Raw genomic sequence first — 19,786 nt, 5'->3', positions numbered from 1 at the left:
TCCATGGAAGATATCGCAGGCGTGGTTTCCGAGCTCCTGGAGCAGCTCGCGACGGCGCGGGACGTCCCGGCCGACTCGGCGCCGTCCGAGATCGTCGTCAGTTCGCTCGACCAGATGCGCTTCCTGGTCGGGCTGGAGGAGCGCCTGGACGTCATGCTCGACGTCGGCGACGTGCTGCCCTTCGACCTGACGGACCGGGAAGCGCTGGTGAAGAGCGTCCGCGAACTGCTCGTGGATTCCGGCGTCGAGCTGTGAGAGCACCGCGACGGCTCGGCCGCCCGGTGCCCCGCGACCGCCTCTTCGACGGGTCGGTCATGCGCGAGGTCGTGCGCGTCTCGGTGCCGTTGATGTTCGGCATGGTGGGCAATCTCGTCCTGATGCTGGTCGACCGCATCTGCCTGGCCCGCTACTCCGAGGAAACGCTCCAGGCCTCGGGGCCGGCGGTCTTCACCGCCACCACGCTGATCATGCTCGCGACGGGCACGGTGGGGATCACCCGCTCCTACGTGGCCCAGGCCAACGGGCGCAAGGACGACCGCGGCACCATGGACGAGGGCGCCCGGGGCATCGCCCTGGCGCTCGTGCTGTGCGTGCTGCTGCTGGCGTCGACCCCGCTGATCACGAGCATCCCGGCGCTCAGCGGCCAGCCGGAGGCCGTCCAGGAGCTGGAGGCCCAGTACTTGGGCCTGTCCACGCTCTTCGGCTCGGTCATGACGCTCAACATGGCCCTGTCCTCCTACTTCAACGGCATCGGCCGCACCCGCGTGCCGATGACGGTGGGCCTCATCGGCCAGGCCGTCGGCCTGGTGATGACCTACGGTCTCGTCTTCGGCCGCCTGGGACTGCCCGAGATGGGCATGCGAGGATCAGCGCTCGGCACGCTCAGCGCCGTCGTCGTGATGTTCGTGGGCTACTGCGTCGGCCTCCCCAAGGGCTACGCCGCCCGGCTCACCGCGCTGCTCGGCCAGGGCGCGCGCTCCCTGATCCACGAGCTGTGGCTGCGGCTGCGCCGTGGAGCGCCGGCGGGCGGCTCGATGGGGCTGGAGGAGCTGGGGCAGACGGCGTTCGTCTGGCTCGCCGGCGTCCTCGGTCTCCTGGCCCTCTCGGCCAACAACGTGGCCCTGTCCCTGAACTACGCGGCGGTCATCCCGCTGATCGGCCTCGGGCTGGGTTGCAACATCCTGTGCGGCAACGCGATCGGCGCCGGGCTGTACACGAGCGTCCCGCGGATCATGCGGAGCACCCTGCTCGTCTGTGGTGCGTACGTGGCTGTGGTCGCGTTCTTCCAGATCGTCACGCCGACCCTGCTCCTGTCGCCGTTCGGCCTGAACGAGGCCGGACCGGAGACGGTCGAGAGCGCTGTGGACACCTCACGGGTGCTGTGGACGTACTCCGCCGCCTTCATGTTCTCCATGGTCGGCTCCGCCGTGCTGGAGTGCTTCGGCCTCTCCCGCTTCGGCTTCCTGACCCGGATCGTCCTCATGTGGTGCCTCTGCGTCCCCACCATCGCGACGGTCGTCCTGACGCATCGGGGCGAAGCGGACCTCCTGCCCGTGATCTGGCTGATCTTCTCGTTCTTCGAGGCCGTGATGGCGGTCGTCTGCCTCTGGCGCATCCGCAAGGCAGTGGCCAATCGGGAGAACCTCCTCGTCGAGGCCGGTCCGCCGGCGGAAGACGCCGAGACCCCTCAGCCGGCGTGCACCGACGGCTACAACATCCCACGAACAGAAAGTCAGACTGGTCCGTGAACGTACTGATCCTCGGGCAGCGCGAGAACTGCCGTGACTACCTCCACTACGCCGACGAGCACGGCCACACCGTGCAGTTCTTCGCCCCGCCCGCCCTCGACGCGGACGACCGGGAGAACTGGCAGCGCACCGTAGCGGACAGCGCCCGCAGCTCGGTGGACCTCGACACCGTCGACGAGGTCATCTCCTTCCACGACAGCTACCAGATCCAGCTGGACCTGCTGCGCGCCGAGCTCGGTCTGACCGCGCGCAGCATCGACGCCCTGCTGTGCCTGTCCGACAAGACCCGGTTCAAGGCGCACCCGGCGGTCCGCGACCACATCACCCGGCACGTCGAACTCGACCCGTCGCTGAAGGCGCCCGCGGCCCTGGAGGTCGTCGGGGCGGCCGGGCTCTCCTTCCCGATCGTGCTCAAGCCCTCGAACGGCTTCTACAGCGCCGGCGTGGTCAAGGTGGACACCCCCGCCGAGTTCGCCAAGGCCTTCGTGCAGACCAAGCGGGTCTGCACACTGCTGCGCCAGAGCGCGGGCCAGTCCACGATGCTCGCCGAGGAGTACCTCGACGGCAACGAGTACGCCGTGGACGGCATGGTGAGCGAGGGCCGAGTGCTCGCGCTCCAGGTGCACCGCAAGCTGCCGCCCCTGGTCGGCCCGCTCTTCCACGAGGTCGCCTACCTCACCGAGCCCTTCGACCCCGAACTCGGCGTGGACTTCCAGGCGATGCTGGAGAGCATCGTGCCCGCCGTGGGCCTGGACAACTCGCCCTTCCACGCCGAGTTCCGCTTCGACGGCCAGGGCAACCTGCGCATCCTCGAACTGGCCCCCCGGCTCTGCGGCGGTGGCACCACCACCTTCCAGCAGCTGCGCATCTGCACTGGTCTTGACGCCTACGCGCTCCTGCACCAGCTGGGCCGCGGGCCGATCGCGCCCGAGCCCACGCACCACCGGGTGGCGTTGGAGTTCGACGCCCCCATCGAGGACAGCGGTTTCCTGCGTGACACCGCGCGGGCCGTCGAGGTGTGCGAGAAGAACGACGTCACCACCGTCCACCTCCACAAGCAGGACGGCGATTTCGTCCTCGCCCCGCCGCTCAACTTCGAGACCGTCCTGACCGCCTACTTCGCCCGCGACACCCGCGAAGAGGCCGAGGCCCTCCTGGCCGTCCTGATCAGCGAGTGCACCATCGAAACCGAAAAGGAAAAGCAGTCATGAGGCCCGAGATCAAGCGCGCCCAGACGGTCATCCCCATGGGGACCAGCTCCCCGCTGCGGGCCTGCCGCAACGTCAAGGCCGAGCCGCTGGTCGTGGCCGAGGCCCGCGGCCCGTACCTGTACGACGTCGACGGCACCCGCTACGTGGACTTCATGTGCGGCTTCGGCCCGCTGATCCTCGGCCACGCGCCGGAGACCGTCAGCAAGGCCATCGCCGACCAGGCCGCGAACGGCACGCTCTTCGGAACGTACTGCCCGCAGGAGATCGAGCTCGCCGAGCGCATCACCGCGACCGCCGACCACCTCGACCAGCTCCGCTTCGTGTGCAGCGGCACCGAGGCGGTCATGTCCACGCTGCGCCTGGCCCGCGCCTACACCGGCCGTACCCGCATCATGCGGTTCAACGGCGGGTATCACGGCCACTTCGACCTGGTCCAGAACAAGGGCGAGGCGAAGATGCGCGACGCCGGTCTCGACCCGGTCGCCATGCGTTCCAACCTCTTCGCGGACTACAACGACGCGGAGGGCGTGCGCCGGCTCTTCGCCGAGAACCCGGGCGAGATCGCGGCCGTCGTCATCGAACCCATCGCCTGCAACATGTCGCTCGTGCTGCCGGAGCCGGGCTTCCTCCAGGAACTGCGCGACATCTGCACCCGTGAGGGCGCGGTGCTCATCTTCGACGAGGTGATCACCGGTTTCCGACTGACCTACGGCCCCGCGAGCAACCTGCTGGGCGTCTCCCCCGACCTCACCGCCTTCGGCAAGATCATCGGTGGTGGCACCCCCGTGGGCGCCTTCGGCGGTCGCGCCGACATCATGCGGCTGCTGGACGAGGAGCGCGTACTCCAGGGCGGCACCCTCGCGGGCAACCCGCTGACCATGGCCGCCGGCCTGGCGACCCTGGCGGAGCTCGCCCGGCCGGGCTTCTACGAGGAACTGGAGCGCAAGGGCGCGCTGCTCGAAGCGGCCGTCGAGCGCCACCGCGTGGCAAACGGCCTGGACTTCAGCTTCGTCCGGACCGGTTCGATCTTCGCATTGATCTTCGTTCCCCACGGCACGCCGATCCGCGGCAAGCAGGACGTCGCCCGCCAGGAGCAGGAGCCGTTCATCACCCTGTACGCCGGCATGCGCGAGGCCGGATACCACCTGGCTCCGGACATCGAGGAGCCGATGTACGTCAGCGCGGTCACGACCGACGAGGACCTGGAGGACTTCGCCGCCCGGATCGGCACGATCCTCGCGGCGGGACCGCAGGCGTAAGCGGTCGTCTTCCGGATGGAGCCCGGGGCGGCCCCATCCGGAAGACCCACCTCACCGTCCCCATCCGACCAGGCCACCGCGCCCGCCCCCGCGACAGGACAGCCATGCCCATGCAGGACAGGAACCTCCCGCTACTCCCCGCCCAAGAGGGTGTTCTGTTCACCGAACAGACCCATGACAGCCCGGGCACGCACAACGTGGCGCTGGCCCTGGAACTGAGCGGCCCGCTCGACCGGACCGCTCTGCACTCCGCCCTGAGCGCGCTCGTGGAACGTCACGAGGCCCTGCGGGTGAGCCTGCGGGAGGAGAACGGCGGGCACGTCCAGTGCGTGGCGGCCGAGGTCTCGCTCGACCTGCGGACGGTGGAACTCGACGTGACGGACGAGGAGTCCGCGCGGCGGCTGCTCGACGCCCACTTCACCGCCGCGCAGGACGAGCCGTTCGTCCTCGACCGGGCGCCCCTCCTGCGGGCCACACTGCTGCGCCTGGCCGAGGAGCGGCACGTGCTGCTGCTCGTCGTGCACCACAGCGTGGCCGACGGGGCGTCCATGGAGGTCCTCGCAGGCGAGTTCGAGGCGCTGTACGAGGCGCTCGTCGAGGAGCGGCCCGACCCGCTGACGACGCTGCCCCTCGGCTACACCGAGTTCATCGACGCGTGGACGGGCGGGGGCGCCTCGGCCAAGCGGCTGGAGCGTGCGATCGAGCACTGGAAGACGGAACTGGCCGGGGCCCCGGCCACCCTCGACCTGCCCCGGGCGCTCCTGGCCGGCACGACGCGCCGCCAGGCGGCGACCGTCCGCCAGGACGTCCCCCGTCCCGTGGTCGCGCGACTGCGGGCCCTGGCCGCGGAGCAGGGCAGCTCGCTCTTCCCGGTGCTCGCCTCGGGAGCGTTCGCGCTGTTCATGCGCTACACCGGTGAACGGGACCTGGTGCTCGGCGTGCCCATGTCCAGCCGGCTCCAGCCCGGCTCCGAGCGTCTCGTCGGGCTCACCGTCAACACCATGCCCCTGCGCGTGCGGTGTGCCGAGGGCGACCCGACGTTCCTCGACCTGCTGGGCCAGGTGCGGGCCAAGACGCTCCAGGGCCTGCGCCACCAGCACCTGTCGTTCAGCCATCTGGTGCGCACGCTGAACCCGCCCCGCAGCTTCGGCCGGCAGCCGGTCTTCCAGATCGGCCTCAACCACGGTGTCGCCTCGCCCGCCCCGGTGCCGCGCGCCGGACTGCGCGTCGAACGGCTGCCCGTCGCCAACGCCACGTCCGCGTTCGAGCTGATGGTCACCTTCATGGAGGACGGCGAGGACGCCTGGGTCTACCTTGAGTACGACGTCGAGCGCTTCGACGCGGAGGCCGTCGCGGACCTCGGCGACCACCTGGTGCGGCTGCTCGACGGAGCCTCGGTGGACCCCCTGCGTCCCGTCACCGAGCTGGACATCATGGGCGAGCGGGAACTCGCCCGCACCCTGGAGGACTGGAACGACACGGCGGCCCCGCTCCCCTCGACCGGTATCGTCGGCCTCTTCGCCGAGCAGGTACGGCTCCGGGGGGACGCGCCGGCCGTGGTGCACCGTGAAACGACCCTCTCCTACCGTGAACTCGACGAGCGCGCGGGTCGGCTGGCCCGGGCACTGGCCGATCGGGGCGTGGGCGACGGCGATTTCGTCGGCGTCTCGCTTCCCCGCTCGGAGAAGATGATCGTCGCGGTGCTGGCCGTGCTCAAGGCGGGTGCCGCCTACGTGCCGCTGGACCCGGCATATCCGAGCGAGCGGCTGGCCTTCATGCTGGAGGACTCCGCGCCCGCGCTGGTGATCAGCGACTCCGCCACCGCGGTGGGACTGCCCGTCCACCCGCAGGCACCGGTGCTGCGGCTGGACGACCCGCAGCTGGAGGCGGAGCTCGGACGGGCGGCGGACGGCACGTTCCACGTCCCGGAGTCGCCTTCCCGTACCGCCTACGTCATCTACACCTCGGGGTCGACGGGGCGCCCCAAGGGCGTCGTCGTCAGCCACGCCAACGTGGGCAACCTCGCCGCCTGGGCCCACGAGACCTTCGGCGCGGGCATGGGTCGGGTACTGGCCTCGACCTCCCTCAACTTCGACGTCTCCGTGTTCGAGATCTTCGGCGCGCTGCTGTCCGGAGGCAGCATCGAGATCGTCCGTGACCTGCTGGAACTGAGCGAGCGGGGCAGCTGGGAGGGGACCCTCGTCAGCGGTGTCCCCTCAGTGCTGGCCCGTCTCGTGACGGACGGTGGACTGCGGGTGCGGGCGGACTACCTGGTGCTGGCCGGCGAGGCCCTGCCGCCGCACGTGGCCGGCCTGCTCAGGACGGCCGTCCCCGACGCCACGCTGGTCAACGCGTACGGTCCGACCGAGGCGACCGTCTATGCCGCCGCCTCCGACGCCGCCCCGACGACGCGCGAGGCCCCGCCGATCGGCCGCCCGCTGCGCAACACCCGGCTGTATGTCCTGGACGGCCGACTGCGGCCGGTGCCCGTCGGGGTCACGGGCGAGCTCTACATCGCGGGCGAGGGACTGGCCCGCGGCTACCTGGACCGCCCCGCCCTCACGGCGTCCCGCTTCGTCGCCGACCCCTTCGGCCCCGACGGCGCCCGCATGTACCGCTCCGGTGACCTGGTCCGGTGGCGGGCCGACGGGCAGCTGGACTTCGTCGGCCGCGTCGACGACCAGGTCAAGCTGCGCGGTTTCCGGCTGGAACTCGGCGAGGTCGAGTCCGCGCTCGCCCGCCGGCCGGAGGTGGCGCAGACCGCCGCCGTGGTCCACGAGGACGAGACCGGAGAGCGCCGGCTGGTCGGTTACGTCACGCCTGCTCCCGGCGCCGACGAGCCGGACGGCGGCCGGATCCGGGCCTCCGTCGCGAAACTCCTGCCGGAGTACATGGTTCCGGACCTGGTGACAGTGCTGGACACACTGCCGCTCTCGCCCAGCGGCAAGCTCGACCGCGGCCGGCTCCCCCGTCCGCGGTTCACGGCCGCCGCCGGGTCACGCGTCCCCGAATCGCGTCAGGAGGCGGAGATCGCCAGCCTGTTCGCCGAAGCCCTGGGGCTGCCCCGGGTGGGCGCGTCCGACAGCTTCTTCGACCTCGGCGGGCACTCCCTCCTGGCCATCAGGCTGGTCGCCCGGATCAGCGAGGTCCTCGGAGCGTCCGTGACCGTACGCGACCTGTTCGAGACGCCGACCGTCGCCGGCCTGGCCGACCGCCTCGGCCGGGCCGAACAGGGCAACGACTTCGACGTGCTCCTGCCGCTGCGCCCCGAGGGCTCCCGGTCGCCGCTGTTCTGCGTCCACCCCGGCTTCGGGCTCGGCTGGGCCTACGCCGCCCTGCTCCGCCACCTCGGCCCCGACCAGCCGGTGTACGCGCTCCAGGCCCGCGGCATCGTCCCCGGCGAGGAACTCCCCGAGACCCTCGACGAACTCGTCGACGACTACCTGGTCCAGATCCGGACGGTGCGCCCGCACGGCCCCTACCGGTTCCTGGGCTGGTCGTTCGGCGGGCTGGTGGCGCACGCGCTGGCCACCCGGCTCCAGCGGGACGGCGAGAGCGTCGAGATGCTGGCCATGCTCGACACCGTCATGGTCGACGAGGAAGAGAGTTCCGGCCCCTGGGAGTACGACCTCGAACATGAGCAGCTCGTCATCCACGAGATCGCCGCGGTCCGCCAGGTCGTCCCGGACGACGAATGCCTCATCCACGTCGTGCGCAACCTCATCCGGCTGCGCCGTGAATTCGACCCGCAGCCGTACGAGGGAGACCTCCTGTTCTTCACCGCGGCCGAGGAACCCGACCGTGACGCGGCCATCGCCCAATCGTGGATGCCCCACGTAGCCGGCCGCACGGTGGAACAGCTCGTCGACTGCGCGCACCTGGACATGCTGACCGTCCACCCCGCCGAGGTGATCGGCAGGCGGCTGGCCAAGGAACTGGCCCTGCTCGGCGGCCCCGAGGAGGCCCTGTGAACAGCCCGTTCGACGACACCGCGGAGGGCGGGCTCGTGCTCCGCAACGACCGGGGCGAGTACTCCGTCTGGCCGGCGGACATCGCGCCGCCGGCCGGTTGGCGGACCGTCCTGGCGGCCGACGAGCGCCGCGCGTGCCTGGACCACATCGACACGCACTGGCGCACCGAGCACCGCGGCGCTCCTCCGCGCGCCGAGCAGACCGACCGCGCCGCCAAGTGACCCGAGCCGTGAGGTTCCCGTACCCGAAGGACGACTCCATGCCACGTACTGCCCTGGTGTTCGGCGGCAACCGAGGCATCGGTCTCGCGATCGCACGCCACCTGGCCGACCGCGGTGACAAGGTCGCGGTCACCTACCGAACCGGTGAACCGCCGGAAGGACTGTTCGGCGTGCGGTGCGACGTCACCGACCCCGAGCAGATCACGGCCGCCTTCGCCGAGGTGAAGGCCGCCCTCGGTCCCGTGGAGGTGCTCGTGGTCAACGCGGGCATCACGCGTGACCGGCCGCTGTTCACCATGACCCAGGACGATTTCGAGGTCGTCCTGCGTACCAACCTCACCGGCGCGTTCCTGGCCACGAAACTGGCCTCCCGGGGCATGATGCGCGGCCGCTGGGGGCGGATCGTGCTGATCTCCTCGGCCGTCGCGTTGTCCGGCGCCGTGGGACAGACGAACTACGCGGCATCCAAGGCCGGGCTGATCGGTCTCGCCCGTTCGCTGGCCCTGGAGGTGGCCGGCCACGGCATCACGGTGAACACGGTCGCTCCGGGCTTCACCGACACGGACATGGTCTCGGCCATCCCGGAGGACCGCCGTGCCGTCCTGCTCGCGCAGGTTCCCGTAGGACGGATGGCCGACCCCTCCGAGGTGGCGGCGGCCGTCGGCTACCTCACCGGGGAGGACGCCGGGTACGTCACCGGCGCCGTGCTCCCCGTGGACGGCGGAGTGGCCATGGGCCACTGACACGGGACCGGAAGGATTCGCCGTCGGGGCGGCGGACGGGCACGGAAGCAAGGCGGGGGAATGCACGTAGGACGGGAAGGGCCCGCGGCCGGCGGGCCGGGAGCGGGCGGGGTACCGGCGGGGCCGCTGGTGGTGGTCCGCCGGAGCGCGGAACTGCTGCGCAGTGCCCCTTCGATACCGCTGACCCGACAGGAGCGGGGTCGGCTGGAACGGCTGACGTCCCCCGGAGCGCGTCAGGACTTCGTCGCGGCGCACGTCCTGGTGCGTCTGTGCGCCGCCCGGTTCATCGGCGTCCCGGCGCGGACCCTGGTGGTCCGTCAGGAGTGCGCGCAGTGCGCGGCCGACGACCACGGCAAACCGTTCCTGCCGGACCACCCCGACGTGGGGATCAGCCTCTCCCACACGCGGGGCGCCGTCGCCGCGGCCGCTGGCCGGGGCGAGGTGGGCGTGGACGTGGAGGAGACAGCCGGCGCCAGCTTCACGCCTGCGATCGCGCGCCGCGTGCTCAGCGCACGCGAACTGAAGACGGTCCTGGACTCCGACGATCCCCCATGGACCTTCCTGCGCTACTGGGTGCGCAAGGAGGCCCTGGTCAAAGTCGGGGCCACAGCGCTGGGCAGGTTGCGTGACAGCGACCTCACCGGCACGGACCCGACCCCCGATACCGGCCTCGACCGCGGCCGGGGCTCCGTCCTCGCCGGTGCCGGTGCAGCGGCCGGTGCCGACGTCTTCGACGCGTTCCCCGAGAGGTGCGGGGGCCGGTACTTCCTCGAATGGGCCGCCCCCGACCGCACCCTGCTGGCCGCCGCCGTCGGCCGCACCCCACCCGTACTCCTCTCCGACCGGTACACCGACGCGGACCACGAGTCCGCGCCCGGCCCGGGACCCTCGACGTCACCACGTCATCACGTAACCCTCCGACCGCCCTCACCTGGGAAGTTGAACTCATGCCCGACAACCAGCACGCCGACCGGACCTCCCGTACGCGCACGGCGGTGCCGCGCCGATTCCTGATGTGCCGGCCGAGCCACTTCGAGGTCTCCTACTCCATCAACCCCTGGATGCACCCGGAGAAACCCGTGGACAACTCGCTGGCGGTGAGCCAGTGGGAGGGCCTGCGGGACCTGTACCGCGAACTGGGCCACACGGTCGTGGAGATAGATCCGCTTCCCGGACTTCCCGACATGGTGTTCGCGGCCAACGGTGCCACCGTCGTCGACGGCAAGGTGTTCGGCGCGCGCTTCCGGCACGCCGAGCGCACCGCCGAGGGCCCGGCGTACCTGTCCTGGTTCCAGCAGCAGGGGTACGAGGACATCCTGTGGCCCGAGTTCATCAACGAGGGCGAGGGCGACATCCTCACCGTGGGGCGCCGCCTGCTGGCCGGGACCGGCTTCCGCACCGATCCCCGTTCGCACTTCGAGGCACAGGAGTTCTTCGGCCTGCCGGTCACCTCCCTGAAGCTGGTGAACCCGGACTACTACCACCTGGACACCGCCATCGCCGTGCTCTCCGACGACGAGGTGATGTACTACCCGCCGGCCTTCTCGGAGGGCAGCCGGTCGGTGCTCCGCGAGATGTTCCCGGACGCCATCCTGGCGACCGACGAGGACGCCGCGGTGTTCGGCCTGAACGCGCTCTCCGACGGGCTCCACGTGCTGCTCCCCAAGGCGGCCACCGGCCTGCAGGCCCGCCTGCGGGAGCGCGGCTTCGAGCCGATCGGCGTGGACCTGGCGGAGCTCCTCAAGGCGGGCGGCAGTGTGAAGTGCTGCACGCTGGAGCTGCGGACCCGATGACACAGGAGACGCACGGCGCGCAGAGCCGCATCCTTGAGCGGTACGACACCACCGCGGTCAACTGTCTGACGGGCGGGTACTCCGCGCTCGCGACCGTACTGGGCCGCCCCGTCGCCGAACAGGCGATATTCGAGCGGGGGAACGGCTACCTGTTCCAAGCCGGGCTGGACGAGGGCGGCTACCCCGAGTACATCTTCCCGGTCGAGGAAGCCGGCGCGCTCGGCATGACGCGGTCCGGCTTCAAGGTGCACACCGTCCCGATCGAACCCGCGGCCATGGGCGCCCAACTCGTCCGGTTGTTGGCGGAGTTCAAGGGCGTGGTGGTGTGGGTGAACACGGCTCACCTCGGCTACGCGGACGTGTACACCGGGAACGCGCCCTACCTGCACGCCGTGCTGATCGAGAGGATCTCCGAGGACCTCCGGCATGTGGACGTGCTGGACACGCTGGTCGTCGGCCCCAAGCCGTTCAGCTGCCGGGCCCGTCTGTCCATCGAGGACCTGGTCCGCGCAACGACCGACCACATCAGGACCGAGTCCCACGACGGGATGGGCTTCTTCTACGCGGCCACCGACACCCTGGCGGCGGCCGGCCCGGGTGAGGGGGCGGGCGACGGCGGGCTGGACGGCGTGCTGGCCGAACAGGCTCGGCGGTTCTTCGCCGAGGAACGGTTCCGCGGCGCGATCAACCGCTACCGGGACCTGTCCGCCGCCTGCTTCGCGGGCACCCAGGAACAGGCCGCGATCGGCGCCCGCCGCCTGTTCCACCACAGTTCGGTCCTGTACGCGGTGCCCAGTCTCGTCCTGATGGGCCGTTCCCTCGCGGACGCGGGGGCCGGTGAGGATACGACGGCCCTCCACGAGGAAGCCATGCGTCACTGGCAGGCCATGGGCGTCCTCGCCCTGCGCTACGAGGCCACTGCCGCGCCGTCCGTCCTGGGCCGCATCAACGAGCGGTTCGCCCGTCTCGACGAGGTCACGGTCCGACTCTGGGAATCCCTCATCGGCCGCTGACCCCACCCCCCGCGGGCCGGGCGATCGGGCTGGACGCGCGGTCCCACGTCACCACGACGACCGCGCGTCCCGCCCGCCCCCCTCCCGGGCCGACGTCCCACAAAGGGGCATGGAACTGGCGACCTCGCGTCATCGGGGGTCGCGCATTCCGCACTTCCCGAGGGCCTGTGGTCACCGCCCGCGGGAGGCCGGGACCGGCAGCTTCACCGGGAAGCGGTATCCGACGAACACGTTGTCCAGCAGCCCTTCCCCAGCCTCATCCAGAAGGGGACATCACCTCGCGAACCGCCCCCTCAGGCGACCTTGACCCACTTCGCCACGGAGGGGACGCCGTCGGTGTCGGTGACGAAGAGCATGTACCAGCCGGGCGGCACCAGCGTGGCGTCGTCCGGCACGCTCACACTCACCTCGCCCTCCCCCTTCTTCAGCCCCAGCTCGATGGAGCGCTGCTCCACGTCCGTCGTGTGCGTGACCGCGCTCGGCCGCATCAGCCGGGCCGTCGCGATCCGGTCCGCGTCAGCGCTCTCGAAGGTGATCGTCGCGCCGCGCTCGGCGTCCTGCGGGCCGTCCCCGATCACCGGGCGCCTGTCCTTGCCCCGGTGCAGGGCGGGCGGGGTGTAGACCTCCATGCGCTGCTCGAACTTGCCGAGCTTCGTGTTGTCCTTGTCGCCGTAGAGCGAGTCGGAACCGAAGGTCACCACCCTCCCGTCGGGCAGCAGCAGCGCCTCGGAGTGGTAGTTGCGGCCCACCGTCGGCTCGGCCGCCTCCTTGAAGGAGTTGGTCTTCGGGTCATAGGTCTGCGCCTTGAGGATGTTGCTTTCCCCGCGGCCCCGGTAGTCCTTCGAGCCGCCGCTGGTGAAGACGGTGTCGTCCGGCATGATCACACTGTTCAGATAGCGCGTGCCCTGCGGCAGATCGGGGCCGGGGCGGAAGGCCGGACTGTCCTGCTTGAGGTCGATGACGGCCGTGCGGGCGGTGGACTTCTTGGACTCCCCGACCCCGCCGCCGCCCAGCACCATCACCTTCTGGTCCTGCACGGGCGGCAGCATCAGCGAGGCGGCCGTCTCCAGCTCGTCGGTGTCGGTCAGCCCGGGAACCTTGGTGAAGGTGTTCTTCTTCAGGTCCCAGATCCCCGGCTCGCGCCCCTTGTCGGCCGGGCCGTAACCGGCGTTCGCCCCCGGGTAGAAGAGCTTGCCGCCCTTGGTGAGGAAGAGCGCCGGGTAGGTCGGGAAGTACTGGAACGGGCCCTTGGACCACTTCTTGGTCTTCGGGTCGTAGATCTCGTTGTCGCCCGGCAGGATCTCACCGACGTCATCGAGCCCGGAGACGGCCAGCACCCTGCCGTCCTCCAGGCCGACCAGCGTGGGATACCAGCGGGCCTCCTTCATCGGGTCGACCCGGATGTACTTCTCGGCCGTCGGGTCGAACTCGTAGGCGGCCCGGATTCCCTGGAAGTCCTGCTTGTCCATGGTGATCTTCTCGGCGAGCCCGTACGAGTTGTCGGCCTCCTTGCCCTTCAGGCCGACGATCTCGTACTGGGCGGCGTCGGTCGTCACCGACTCGGGGCCGTCCTTCACCGCCTCGACGAAGACCCGCTGTTCCGCCGCGGTCACCTTGGTCTTCCATGGCTTCATCTGGCCGTTCTTGAAGTACGTGACCTCGAACTCGCGCTTGGCCTTGGGGACGGTGACGTCGAACTTGGCGACGTACTCGACGCCGGAGGGCGAGCGGAAGACCGTGCCCTTCTTCAGCTTCAGGGGCTTGTCGGGATTCTCGTTCTTGACCCGCATGCCGCCCCCGGCCCGCTGCACCTTGTCGTCGAGCACCTCGTAGCGGGCGGTGCCGCCCGCGATCAGGAGGCGCCCGTCGGGCAGCTGGGCGTGGCCGCCGCAGAAGAAGTCCTCGGGGGTGGGGATCTTCTGGAAGGTGTTCTCGGCCGGGTCCCACAGCACCGTGTCGAAGGTGCCCTCGTCGAAGTGCTTCTGGTCGTTGCCGGAGCCCGCGACGATCAGCACCTTCCCGGTGTGCAGGAGCGCCGCGTGGATCGCGTTGGTGCGGTACCCCTTCGGGATGTCCACCAGCTTCCAGGAGCCGTACTCCGCCTTGTACGCCGGCTGGTCGATCTTGTACGCGTGGTACCTGTCCTCGGCGAAGGAGAGTGCGGCGGGGGCGTTGAGCCCCGCGAGCAGCACCACGGCGCCGCCGCCCAGGAGTGTCTTCTTCATCTTCTTCGAGGGCCGGTAGGCCATGGCTCAGTTCCCTCCTGCGGTGGTGGTGGCGGTGGTGCCCGCCGTCGCGGTGGTGGTGGTCGCCGACGGGGCCGGCGCGGTGGTGACGTAGGTGGGTTCGGGCAGCGGGGGCGCCGGGGCGAGGACCCCGCTCGGGGCCGCGGCACGCTTGTCCTGCCAGTTGGTCCAGGCCCACACGGCGACCGGGGCGAGGGATATCGCCAGGCCCAGCGTGGCCCAGGTCCGCATCGCCACATGGGTGTGGTCGAGGTAGACCGACGCGGCGAGCGAGGACAGCAGGACCGCGGCCCAGAAGAGGTGGATACGGAAGGTGAGCAGCCGGTCCGGGGAGGTCTGGCCGCCCTTGGGCGTGACGACGAAGCGTCCGTCGGTGCGCAGGACGGCGGAGCCCAGCGACTTCAGGTAGATGGGCGCCGAGAGCGCGGACATGGCCATGCCGGCGAGTCCGCCGGAGCCCTCGGGTTCGTGCGGCGAGACGTTGTGGCGGCGGTTCCAGAGGTAGAGGCCGATCTGGAGGGCGGCGGCGTCGCTGTAGAGCATCAGCCAGATGGAGGCGGCGACCTGGGTGCCGGACGCCCCGAACCAGAGGAACAGCACACAGCTCAGCACGCCGAGCAGCCAGTTGACGGCGGTCATCGGGTAGTAGACGAGCATCAGCGAGTAGCTGAACAGGCGGCCGGGCGGGACCCGGAACAGCGCCTTGCCGTACTGCTTGAACAGCGTCTCGTACGTCCCCCTCGACCAGCGAAGCTGCTGGGTGAAGAAGTCCGTCCAGGAGGAGGGCCCCTCGCCGACGGCCAGCACGTCGGGGGTGTAGACCGAACGCCAGTAGCGCCCGGTGAGGGGGTTGCGGCGGCGGTGGATCTCGAAGCCGGTCGCCATGTCCTCGGTGATCGAGTCGTACAGACCGCCGACCTGGCGCAGCGCGGCGATGCGGACGACGTTGTTGGTGCCGACGAACATCGGGGCGCCGTAGCGGTTGCCCGCGCGCTGGATGAGCGCGTGGAAGAGGAACTGCTGCGACTCGGCGGCCTTGGTGACGGCCATGTCGTAGTTCCCGTAGACCTGCGGTCCGACGACGAAGGCGACGTCCGGGTCGCGGAAGTAGCCCATCATCCGTTCCAGGAAGTTGGGCATCGGCACGTGGTCGGTGTCGACGGAGGCGAAGAAGTCGTAGTCACCGCCGTGCAGGGCGATCCAGGCGTTGTAGTTGCCGTGCTTCGTCTTCGCCTTGTGGACGCCCTTCTCGCGGTTCCACTCGGGGACCCCGCGCCGGGTGAAGTGGTGCACGCCCAGCTCCGCGCAGAGCATCCGGGCCCCGGGGTCGTCGCCCTCGTCGAGCAGCCAGACGTCCAGCGGGCCGGAGTGCGTCAGGCGTACGGCCCCCTTGAGGGTGGCGCGGACCATGGAGAGCGGTTCCTTGCCGGGGACGTACGTGGTGAGGAAGGCGACGCGGGTGCCGGGCTCGGGCGTCACCGGGACCGGGTCCCGGGCGACCAGCGTGGCGTGCGCGATGGAGACCACGTTGACCAGCATGAAGATCTCGATCAGGCCGATCGACACCAGCATCACGGTGTCCGCGACGACGAGCCAGCGCTCCCCGTTCTCGCGCTCGGTCCAGTGCGTGGGCCAGACCAGGTAGAGCAGCAGGATGCCGGTGAGCACCGGGGCGAGGGTCATCAGCAGGACGGCCCTTATTCGGTGCTTCTCCGTCGAGAGCAGGCTCTTGTACCGCACGCGGTATCCCGTCGGGTCCGGCTCGGTGAGCGGACCCGCGAGCCGGCTGTAGGTGTCGTAGTCGTAGCCCTCCGACCGCACCGTGCCTCCCACTGTCGAACGGGTTGATATCCCCACAGAAGGCGACGGCTAACGGCGTGTCGACTTGGCAGGTCCGAGTGAGCGGTTTTTGATCCGGCACCGGAAAAGCCCCCGGCCGTGTGGTTCCGGGGGCTTATCGGGTGAACGCGGGGTGTGGTCGCGCGGACGGCGCGTCAGGGAGCGAGATAGCGCTCCACGGTCTCGACCTTCGAGGTCAGACCGTCGGTGACACCGGGCCTGATGTCGGCCTTCAGTACCAGGGAGACGCGTCCCGCGCGGGCTTCGACGGCGGCGACGGCGCGCTTGACGACGTCCATGACCTCGTCCCACTCCCCCTCGATGGAGGTGAACATCGCGTCGGTGCGGTTGGGCAGTCCGGACTCGCGGACGACCCGAACGGCGTCGGCGACGTACTCGCCGACGTCCTCACCGACGCCCAGCGGGGAGACCGAGAACGCGACGATCATGCGCTGACCGTGCCCTCGCGGCGGGCGCGGGCGGCGATGACGCCGTCGGCCTCGTAACCCTTGAGGAGCTTGTCGCCGTAGAGGCCGCCGAAGGGGATCAGGGACAGGACGAAGAAGAGGGCGACGCGCTTGAGCGGCCACTTGGCCTTCATCCAGACGTCGAGCAGGAACACGGCGTAGACCACGAAGAGGATGCCGTGGATGAGGCCGAGCGGCATCATCAGGAAGTCGATGTCCGAGACCCGGCTGAGGATCGAGCCGAAGAGGATCAGGGCGGGGAAGGACAGCGCCTCGGGAATCGAGATGAGGCGCAGCCGGTGCAGGGCGGAAGCGGTCTTGATGTCCACAGGGGCACCTTCGGTGGGAGGGGGTCGTGTGGGCGGGAGGGGCCGTACGGGCTTGTGAACGCGGGCACAAGCCGCTCCCCATTGTGGCATCGCGCCGGTGGGCCCCGGCCGCCGGGGCCCACCCCTCCCCCGGCGTGCGTATCGCCGCATATCAGGGCCTGTGCGGGTGTGCATCAGGGGAGCATCAGGGGCGTAACGGTTCCGTGGGGGGTGTCCGGGGCGGCGGGCGGGCGGCTACCTTCGTCGGGTGGCGATGTTCCGACTCCAAGGCAGCAAGACGCTCGCCGTCGATCTGACGGGCGATGCCGTCAAGGCGAAGAACGGCTCGATGGTCGCGTACGACGGCCGGATGACCTTCAAGAAGATGACCGGCGGCGGTGAGGGACTGCGCGGCATGGTGAGCCGCCGTCTCACCGGCGAGCAGATGACCGTGATGGAGGTGTCCGGACAGGGCACCTGCTACTTCGCCGACCGGGCCAGCGAGATCAATCTCGTCGCGCTGCACGGCGAGAAGCTGTACGTGGAGGCGAGCAATCTGCTGGCCACCGACGCCGGACTGCGCACGGGGACGACGTTCACCGGGCTGCGCGGCGGGGCGAGCGGCAACGGCCTGTTCACCACCACCGTGGAGGGCACGGGCCAGGCGGCGATCATGTCGGAGGGGAAGGCGGTGCTGCTGCGGGTGTCCCCGCAGTATCCGCTGATGGTCGACCCCGGCGCGTACATCGCCCATCAGGGCAATCTGCGCCAGCAGCTCCAGAGCGGGGTGAACTTCCGGACGCTGATGGGCGAGGGTTCGGGCGAGGCGTTCCAGATGCGCTTCGAGGGCGACGGCCTGGTCTACGTACAGCCGAGCGAGCGCAACACGGTCGGGGGCGATGTCTGATGCCGTTCCGGGAGATCAACTCCAAGATGGTCGAGGCCACGGTGGCTCCGGGCCAGACGCTGTTCAGCCAGCGCGGTGCGATGCTGGCCTACCGGGGCGAGGTGTCGTTCACCCCGAACATCCAGGGCGGCCAGGGCGGCTTCGTCTCGATGATCGGCCGCCGGGTGGCGGGCGAGGCGACACCGCTGATGACGGTCGAGGGCTCGGGCACGGTGATGTTCGGCCACGGCGGCCACCACATCCAGGTGATCAACCTGTCCGGCGACACCCTCTACGTGGAGGCCGACCGCCTCCTCGCCTTCGACGGCTCCCTCCAGCAGGGCACGATGTTCATGGGCTCGCAGGGCGGCGTGATGGGCATGGTCCGCGGCCAGGTGACCGGCCAGGGCCTGTTCACGACGACGCTCAAGGGCCACGGCGCGGTCGCCGTGATGGCCCACGGCGGGGTGATCGAGCTGCCGATCACCCCGGGCCGGGACATCCACGTCGACCCGCAGGCGTACGTCGCCCACCACGGGGAGGTCCGCAACAAGCTGTCCACGGCGGTGGGCTGGCGGGACATGGTGGGGCGGGGGTCCGGCGAGGCGTTCCAGCTGGAGCTGAGCGGGAGCGGCGCGGTGTACGTCCAGGCATCCGAGGAGAAGCTGTGAGCACGCCCGTGGTCTTCGATCCGATGACGCTGCCGTCGGACGACAACGTCAACGCCTACACCTTCTGCGTGGAGCTCAAGGGGAGCCGGTGGTTCCTGCAGAAGGGCAAGATGATCGCCTACTACGGGCAGATCGAATTCGACGGCATCGGGCACGGCCGGTTCGAGCGACTGGTGCGCTCCAGCTTCCATTCACCACTGCACGCGAGCGACTGGGTGGTGGCCGAGGGCAGCGGGAAGATGCTGCTCGCCGACCGGGCGTTCGATGTGAACTCCTTCGACCTGGACGACGGGAACCTGACGATCCGCTCGGGGAACCTGCTGGCGTACGAGCCGGAGCTCGCGCTGAAGCAGTCGATCGTGCCGGGGTTCGTGACGCTGATCGGTACGGGGAAGTTCGTGGCCGCGTCGAACGGCCCGGTGGTGTTCATGGAGCCGCCGCTGCGGGTCGACCCGCAGGCGCTGGTGGGCTGGGCCGACTGCCCCTCGCCCTGCCACCACTACGACCACGGCTACATGACGGGCGTGATGGGCGGAATCCGGTCATTGACGGGGATCGGCGGGACCTCGGGCGAGGAGCACCAGTTCGAGTTCGTCGGGGCGGGGACGGTGCTGCTGCAATCCAGCGAGGCGCTGATGGCGGAGCAGGCCACGGGCGCACCGCCGGAAGCGCCGGGCGTTCCCGGTGGCGGGGGTCAACCCGGGTCCGGACCGCGCATGCCCGGCCAGCTGGGGGACCTCCAGCGTCGCTTCGGTTTGTGAGCGGTAGTCTGCGGAGTGTGACATCGAACGCCTGCGCCCAACCGTCGGTGCTTGCCGACGGCCCCGTGGGCACTCCGGCGGACCGGGGGCGCCGGTCGTCACACGTCCTCATTTCGTCCGGCTTTCAACTTCTTAGGTAGAATCCATATATGGAGACCGAGACGGCCACCCGCTGGCTGAGCGACACGGAGCAGTGCGCCTGGCGCACCCACCTGGACGTCAGCAGGCTGCTGATGCACCAACTGGAGAAGGACCTCCAGCCGTTCGGCCTGACCATGAACGACTACGAGATCCTGGTCAACCTCTCCGAGTCGGACGACCAGCGGATGCGGATGAGCGACCTCGCCGCCGCCACGCTCCAGTCCAAGAGCCGGCTCTCGCACCAGATCACCCGCATGGAGACCGCGGGGCTCGTGCGCCGTACGCACTGCGAGTCGGACCGCCGCGGACTGTACGCCGTCCTCACCGACCACGGATCGGAGACCATGCGCAAGGTCGCCCCGCACCATGTCGCCTCGGTACGGCGGCACTTCATGGACCTGCTGCCCCCCGAGGCCCTCGCCGACCTGCACGCGGCCCTGAGCCCGATCGCGGAACACCTGCGCGGCAAGCGCGGCAAGGTGTAGCCGCCCGGGCCGGGAGCCGGACG

Annotated in this window: 18 protein-coding genes; 14 read left to right on the top strand and 4 right to left on the bottom strand. The window is 70.1% G+C overall.

Annotated elements, in window-relative coordinates; translation table 11 throughout:
* The first annotated feature begins 3 nt into the window (after positions 1 to 3).
* The 10 genes from RI138_RS24085 to RI138_RS24040 all read left to right on the top strand — a co-directional run bounded on the left by RI138_RS24085 (position 4) and on the right by RI138_RS24040 (position 11,959).
* A complete protein-coding gene (locus RI138_RS24085) occupies positions 4 to 255 on the top strand; it encodes a hypothetical protein (RefSeq protein WP_096628407.1) in 252 nt (83 codons plus the stop codon).
* The gene (locus tag RI138_RS24080) at positions 252 to 1,748 is read left to right on the top strand and encodes an MATE family efflux transporter (protein WP_311121578.1); all 1,497 of its coding nucleotides are present in this window, start codon (positions 252 to 254) and stop codon (positions 1,746 to 1,748) included. The genes RI138_RS24085 and RI138_RS24080 overlap by 4 nt, the downstream gene beginning before the upstream one ends.
* A complete protein-coding gene (locus RI138_RS24075) occupies positions 1,745 to 2,959 on the top strand; it encodes an ATP-grasp domain-containing protein (RefSeq protein WP_179500169.1) in 1,215 nt (404 codons plus the stop codon). The genes RI138_RS24080 and RI138_RS24075 overlap by 4 nt, the downstream gene beginning before the upstream one ends.
* On the top strand, positions 2,956 to 4,218 hold the full coding sequence (locus RI138_RS24070) for an aspartate aminotransferase family protein (protein ID WP_311121577.1): 1,263 nt from the start codon (positions 2,956 to 2,958) through the stop codon (positions 4,216 to 4,218). Before RI138_RS24075 ends, RI138_RS24070 begins: the two co-directional genes overlap by 4 nt.
* A gap of 110 nt (positions 4,219 to 4,328) precedes the next feature.
* A complete protein-coding gene (locus RI138_RS24065; protein WP_311121576.1) occupies positions 4,329 to 8,189 on the top strand; it encodes a non-ribosomal peptide synthetase in 3,861 nt (1,286 codons plus the stop codon).
* Positions 8,186 to 8,410: an MbtH family protein gene (locus RI138_RS24060; RefSeq protein ID WP_311121575.1), complete on the top strand. Its 225-nt coding sequence runs from the start codon at positions 8,186 to 8,188 to the stop codon at positions 8,408 to 8,410. The genes RI138_RS24065 and RI138_RS24060 overlap by 4 nt, the downstream gene beginning before the upstream one ends.
* 38 nt (positions 8,411 to 8,448) lie before the next feature.
* Positions 8,449 to 9,153, top strand: a complete 705-nt coding sequence (gene fabG / locus RI138_RS24055) for a 3-oxoacyl-ACP reductase FabG (protein ID WP_096628400.1) — start codon at positions 8,449 to 8,451, stop codon at positions 9,151 to 9,153.
* A gap of 60 nt (positions 9,154 to 9,213) precedes the next feature.
* Positions 9,214 to 10,167, top strand: a complete 954-nt coding sequence (locus RI138_RS24050) for a 4'-phosphopantetheinyl transferase family protein (RefSeq protein ID WP_311121574.1) — start codon at positions 9,214 to 9,216, stop codon at positions 10,165 to 10,167.
* Positions 10,101 to 10,946: a dimethylargininase gene (ddaH, locus tag RI138_RS24045; protein ID WP_096628397.1), complete on the top strand. Its 846-nt coding sequence runs from the start codon at positions 10,101 to 10,103 to the stop codon at positions 10,944 to 10,946. Before RI138_RS24050 ends, ddaH begins: the two co-directional genes overlap by 67 nt.
* A complete protein-coding gene (locus tag RI138_RS24040) occupies positions 10,943 to 11,959 on the top strand; it encodes a hypothetical protein (protein WP_311121573.1) in 1,017 nt (338 codons plus the stop codon). The genes ddaH and RI138_RS24040 overlap by 4 nt, the downstream gene beginning before the upstream one ends.
* A gap of 293 nt (positions 11,960 to 12,252) precedes the next feature.
* Here the strand turns inward: RI138_RS24040 and RI138_RS24035 are convergent, their stop codons facing one another.
* From RI138_RS24035 to RI138_RS24020, 4 genes are all read right to left on the bottom strand, one after another.
* Positions 12,253 to 14,208: a radical copper oxidase GlxA gene (locus tag RI138_RS24035; RefSeq protein WP_311121572.1), complete on the bottom strand. Its 1,956-nt coding sequence runs from the start codon at positions 14,206 to 14,208 to the stop codon at positions 12,253 to 12,255.
* 3 nt (positions 14,209 to 14,211) lie between these two features.
* Complete coding sequence (locus RI138_RS24030; protein WP_311121571.1) at positions 14,212 to 16,026, bottom strand: glycosyltransferase family 2 protein; 1,815 nt, start codon at positions 16,024 to 16,026, stop codon at positions 14,212 to 14,214.
* A 173-nt stretch (positions 16,027 to 16,199) separates the two neighbouring features.
* On the bottom strand, positions 16,200 to 16,493 hold the full coding sequence (locus RI138_RS24025) for an MTH1187 family thiamine-binding protein (RefSeq protein ID WP_015611413.1): 294 nt from the start codon (positions 16,491 to 16,493) through the stop codon (positions 16,200 to 16,202).
* The gene (locus RI138_RS24020) at positions 16,490 to 16,840 is read right to left on the bottom strand and encodes a DUF3817 domain-containing protein (protein WP_096628389.1); all 351 of its coding nucleotides are present in this window, start codon (positions 16,838 to 16,840) and stop codon (positions 16,490 to 16,492) included. The genes RI138_RS24025 and RI138_RS24020 overlap by 4 nt, the downstream gene beginning before the upstream one ends.
* A 253-nt stretch (positions 16,841 to 17,093) precedes the next feature.
* Between RI138_RS24020 and RI138_RS24015 the strand changes: the two genes are divergently transcribed.
* The 4 genes from RI138_RS24015 to RI138_RS24000 all read left to right on the top strand — a co-directional run bounded on the left by RI138_RS24015 (position 17,094) and on the right by RI138_RS24000 (position 19,763).
* Positions 17,094 to 17,726 (top strand): AIM24 family protein, encoded by a 633-nt coding sequence (locus RI138_RS24015; protein WP_311122995.1) that lies wholly within the window; start codon positions 17,094 to 17,096, stop codon positions 17,724 to 17,726.
* Positions 17,726 to 18,376, top strand: a complete 651-nt coding sequence (locus RI138_RS24010) for an AIM24 family protein (RefSeq protein ID WP_311121570.1) — start codon at positions 17,726 to 17,728, stop codon at positions 18,374 to 18,376. Before RI138_RS24015 ends, RI138_RS24010 begins: the two co-directional genes overlap by 1 nt.
* Positions 18,373 to 19,137: an AIM24 family protein gene (locus tag RI138_RS24005; RefSeq protein ID WP_311121569.1), complete on the top strand. Its 765-nt coding sequence runs from the start codon at positions 18,373 to 18,375 to the stop codon at positions 19,135 to 19,137. The genes RI138_RS24010 and RI138_RS24005 overlap by 4 nt, the downstream gene beginning before the upstream one ends.
* A 149-nt stretch (positions 19,138 to 19,286) precedes the next feature.
* On the top strand, positions 19,287 to 19,763 hold the full coding sequence (locus tag RI138_RS24000) for a MarR family winged helix-turn-helix transcriptional regulator (RefSeq protein WP_096628383.1): 477 nt from the start codon (positions 19,287 to 19,289) through the stop codon (positions 19,761 to 19,763).
* The last annotated feature ends 23 nt before the right edge of the window (positions 19,764 to 19,786 follow it).

Source organism: Streptomyces durocortorensis, from assembly GCF_031760065.1.
In the GTDB taxonomy this organism is placed as follows: Bacteria; Actinomycetota; Actinomycetes; order Streptomycetales; family Streptomycetaceae; genus Streptomyces.
This window is presented reverse-complemented; position numbering and strand designations above follow the sequence as displayed.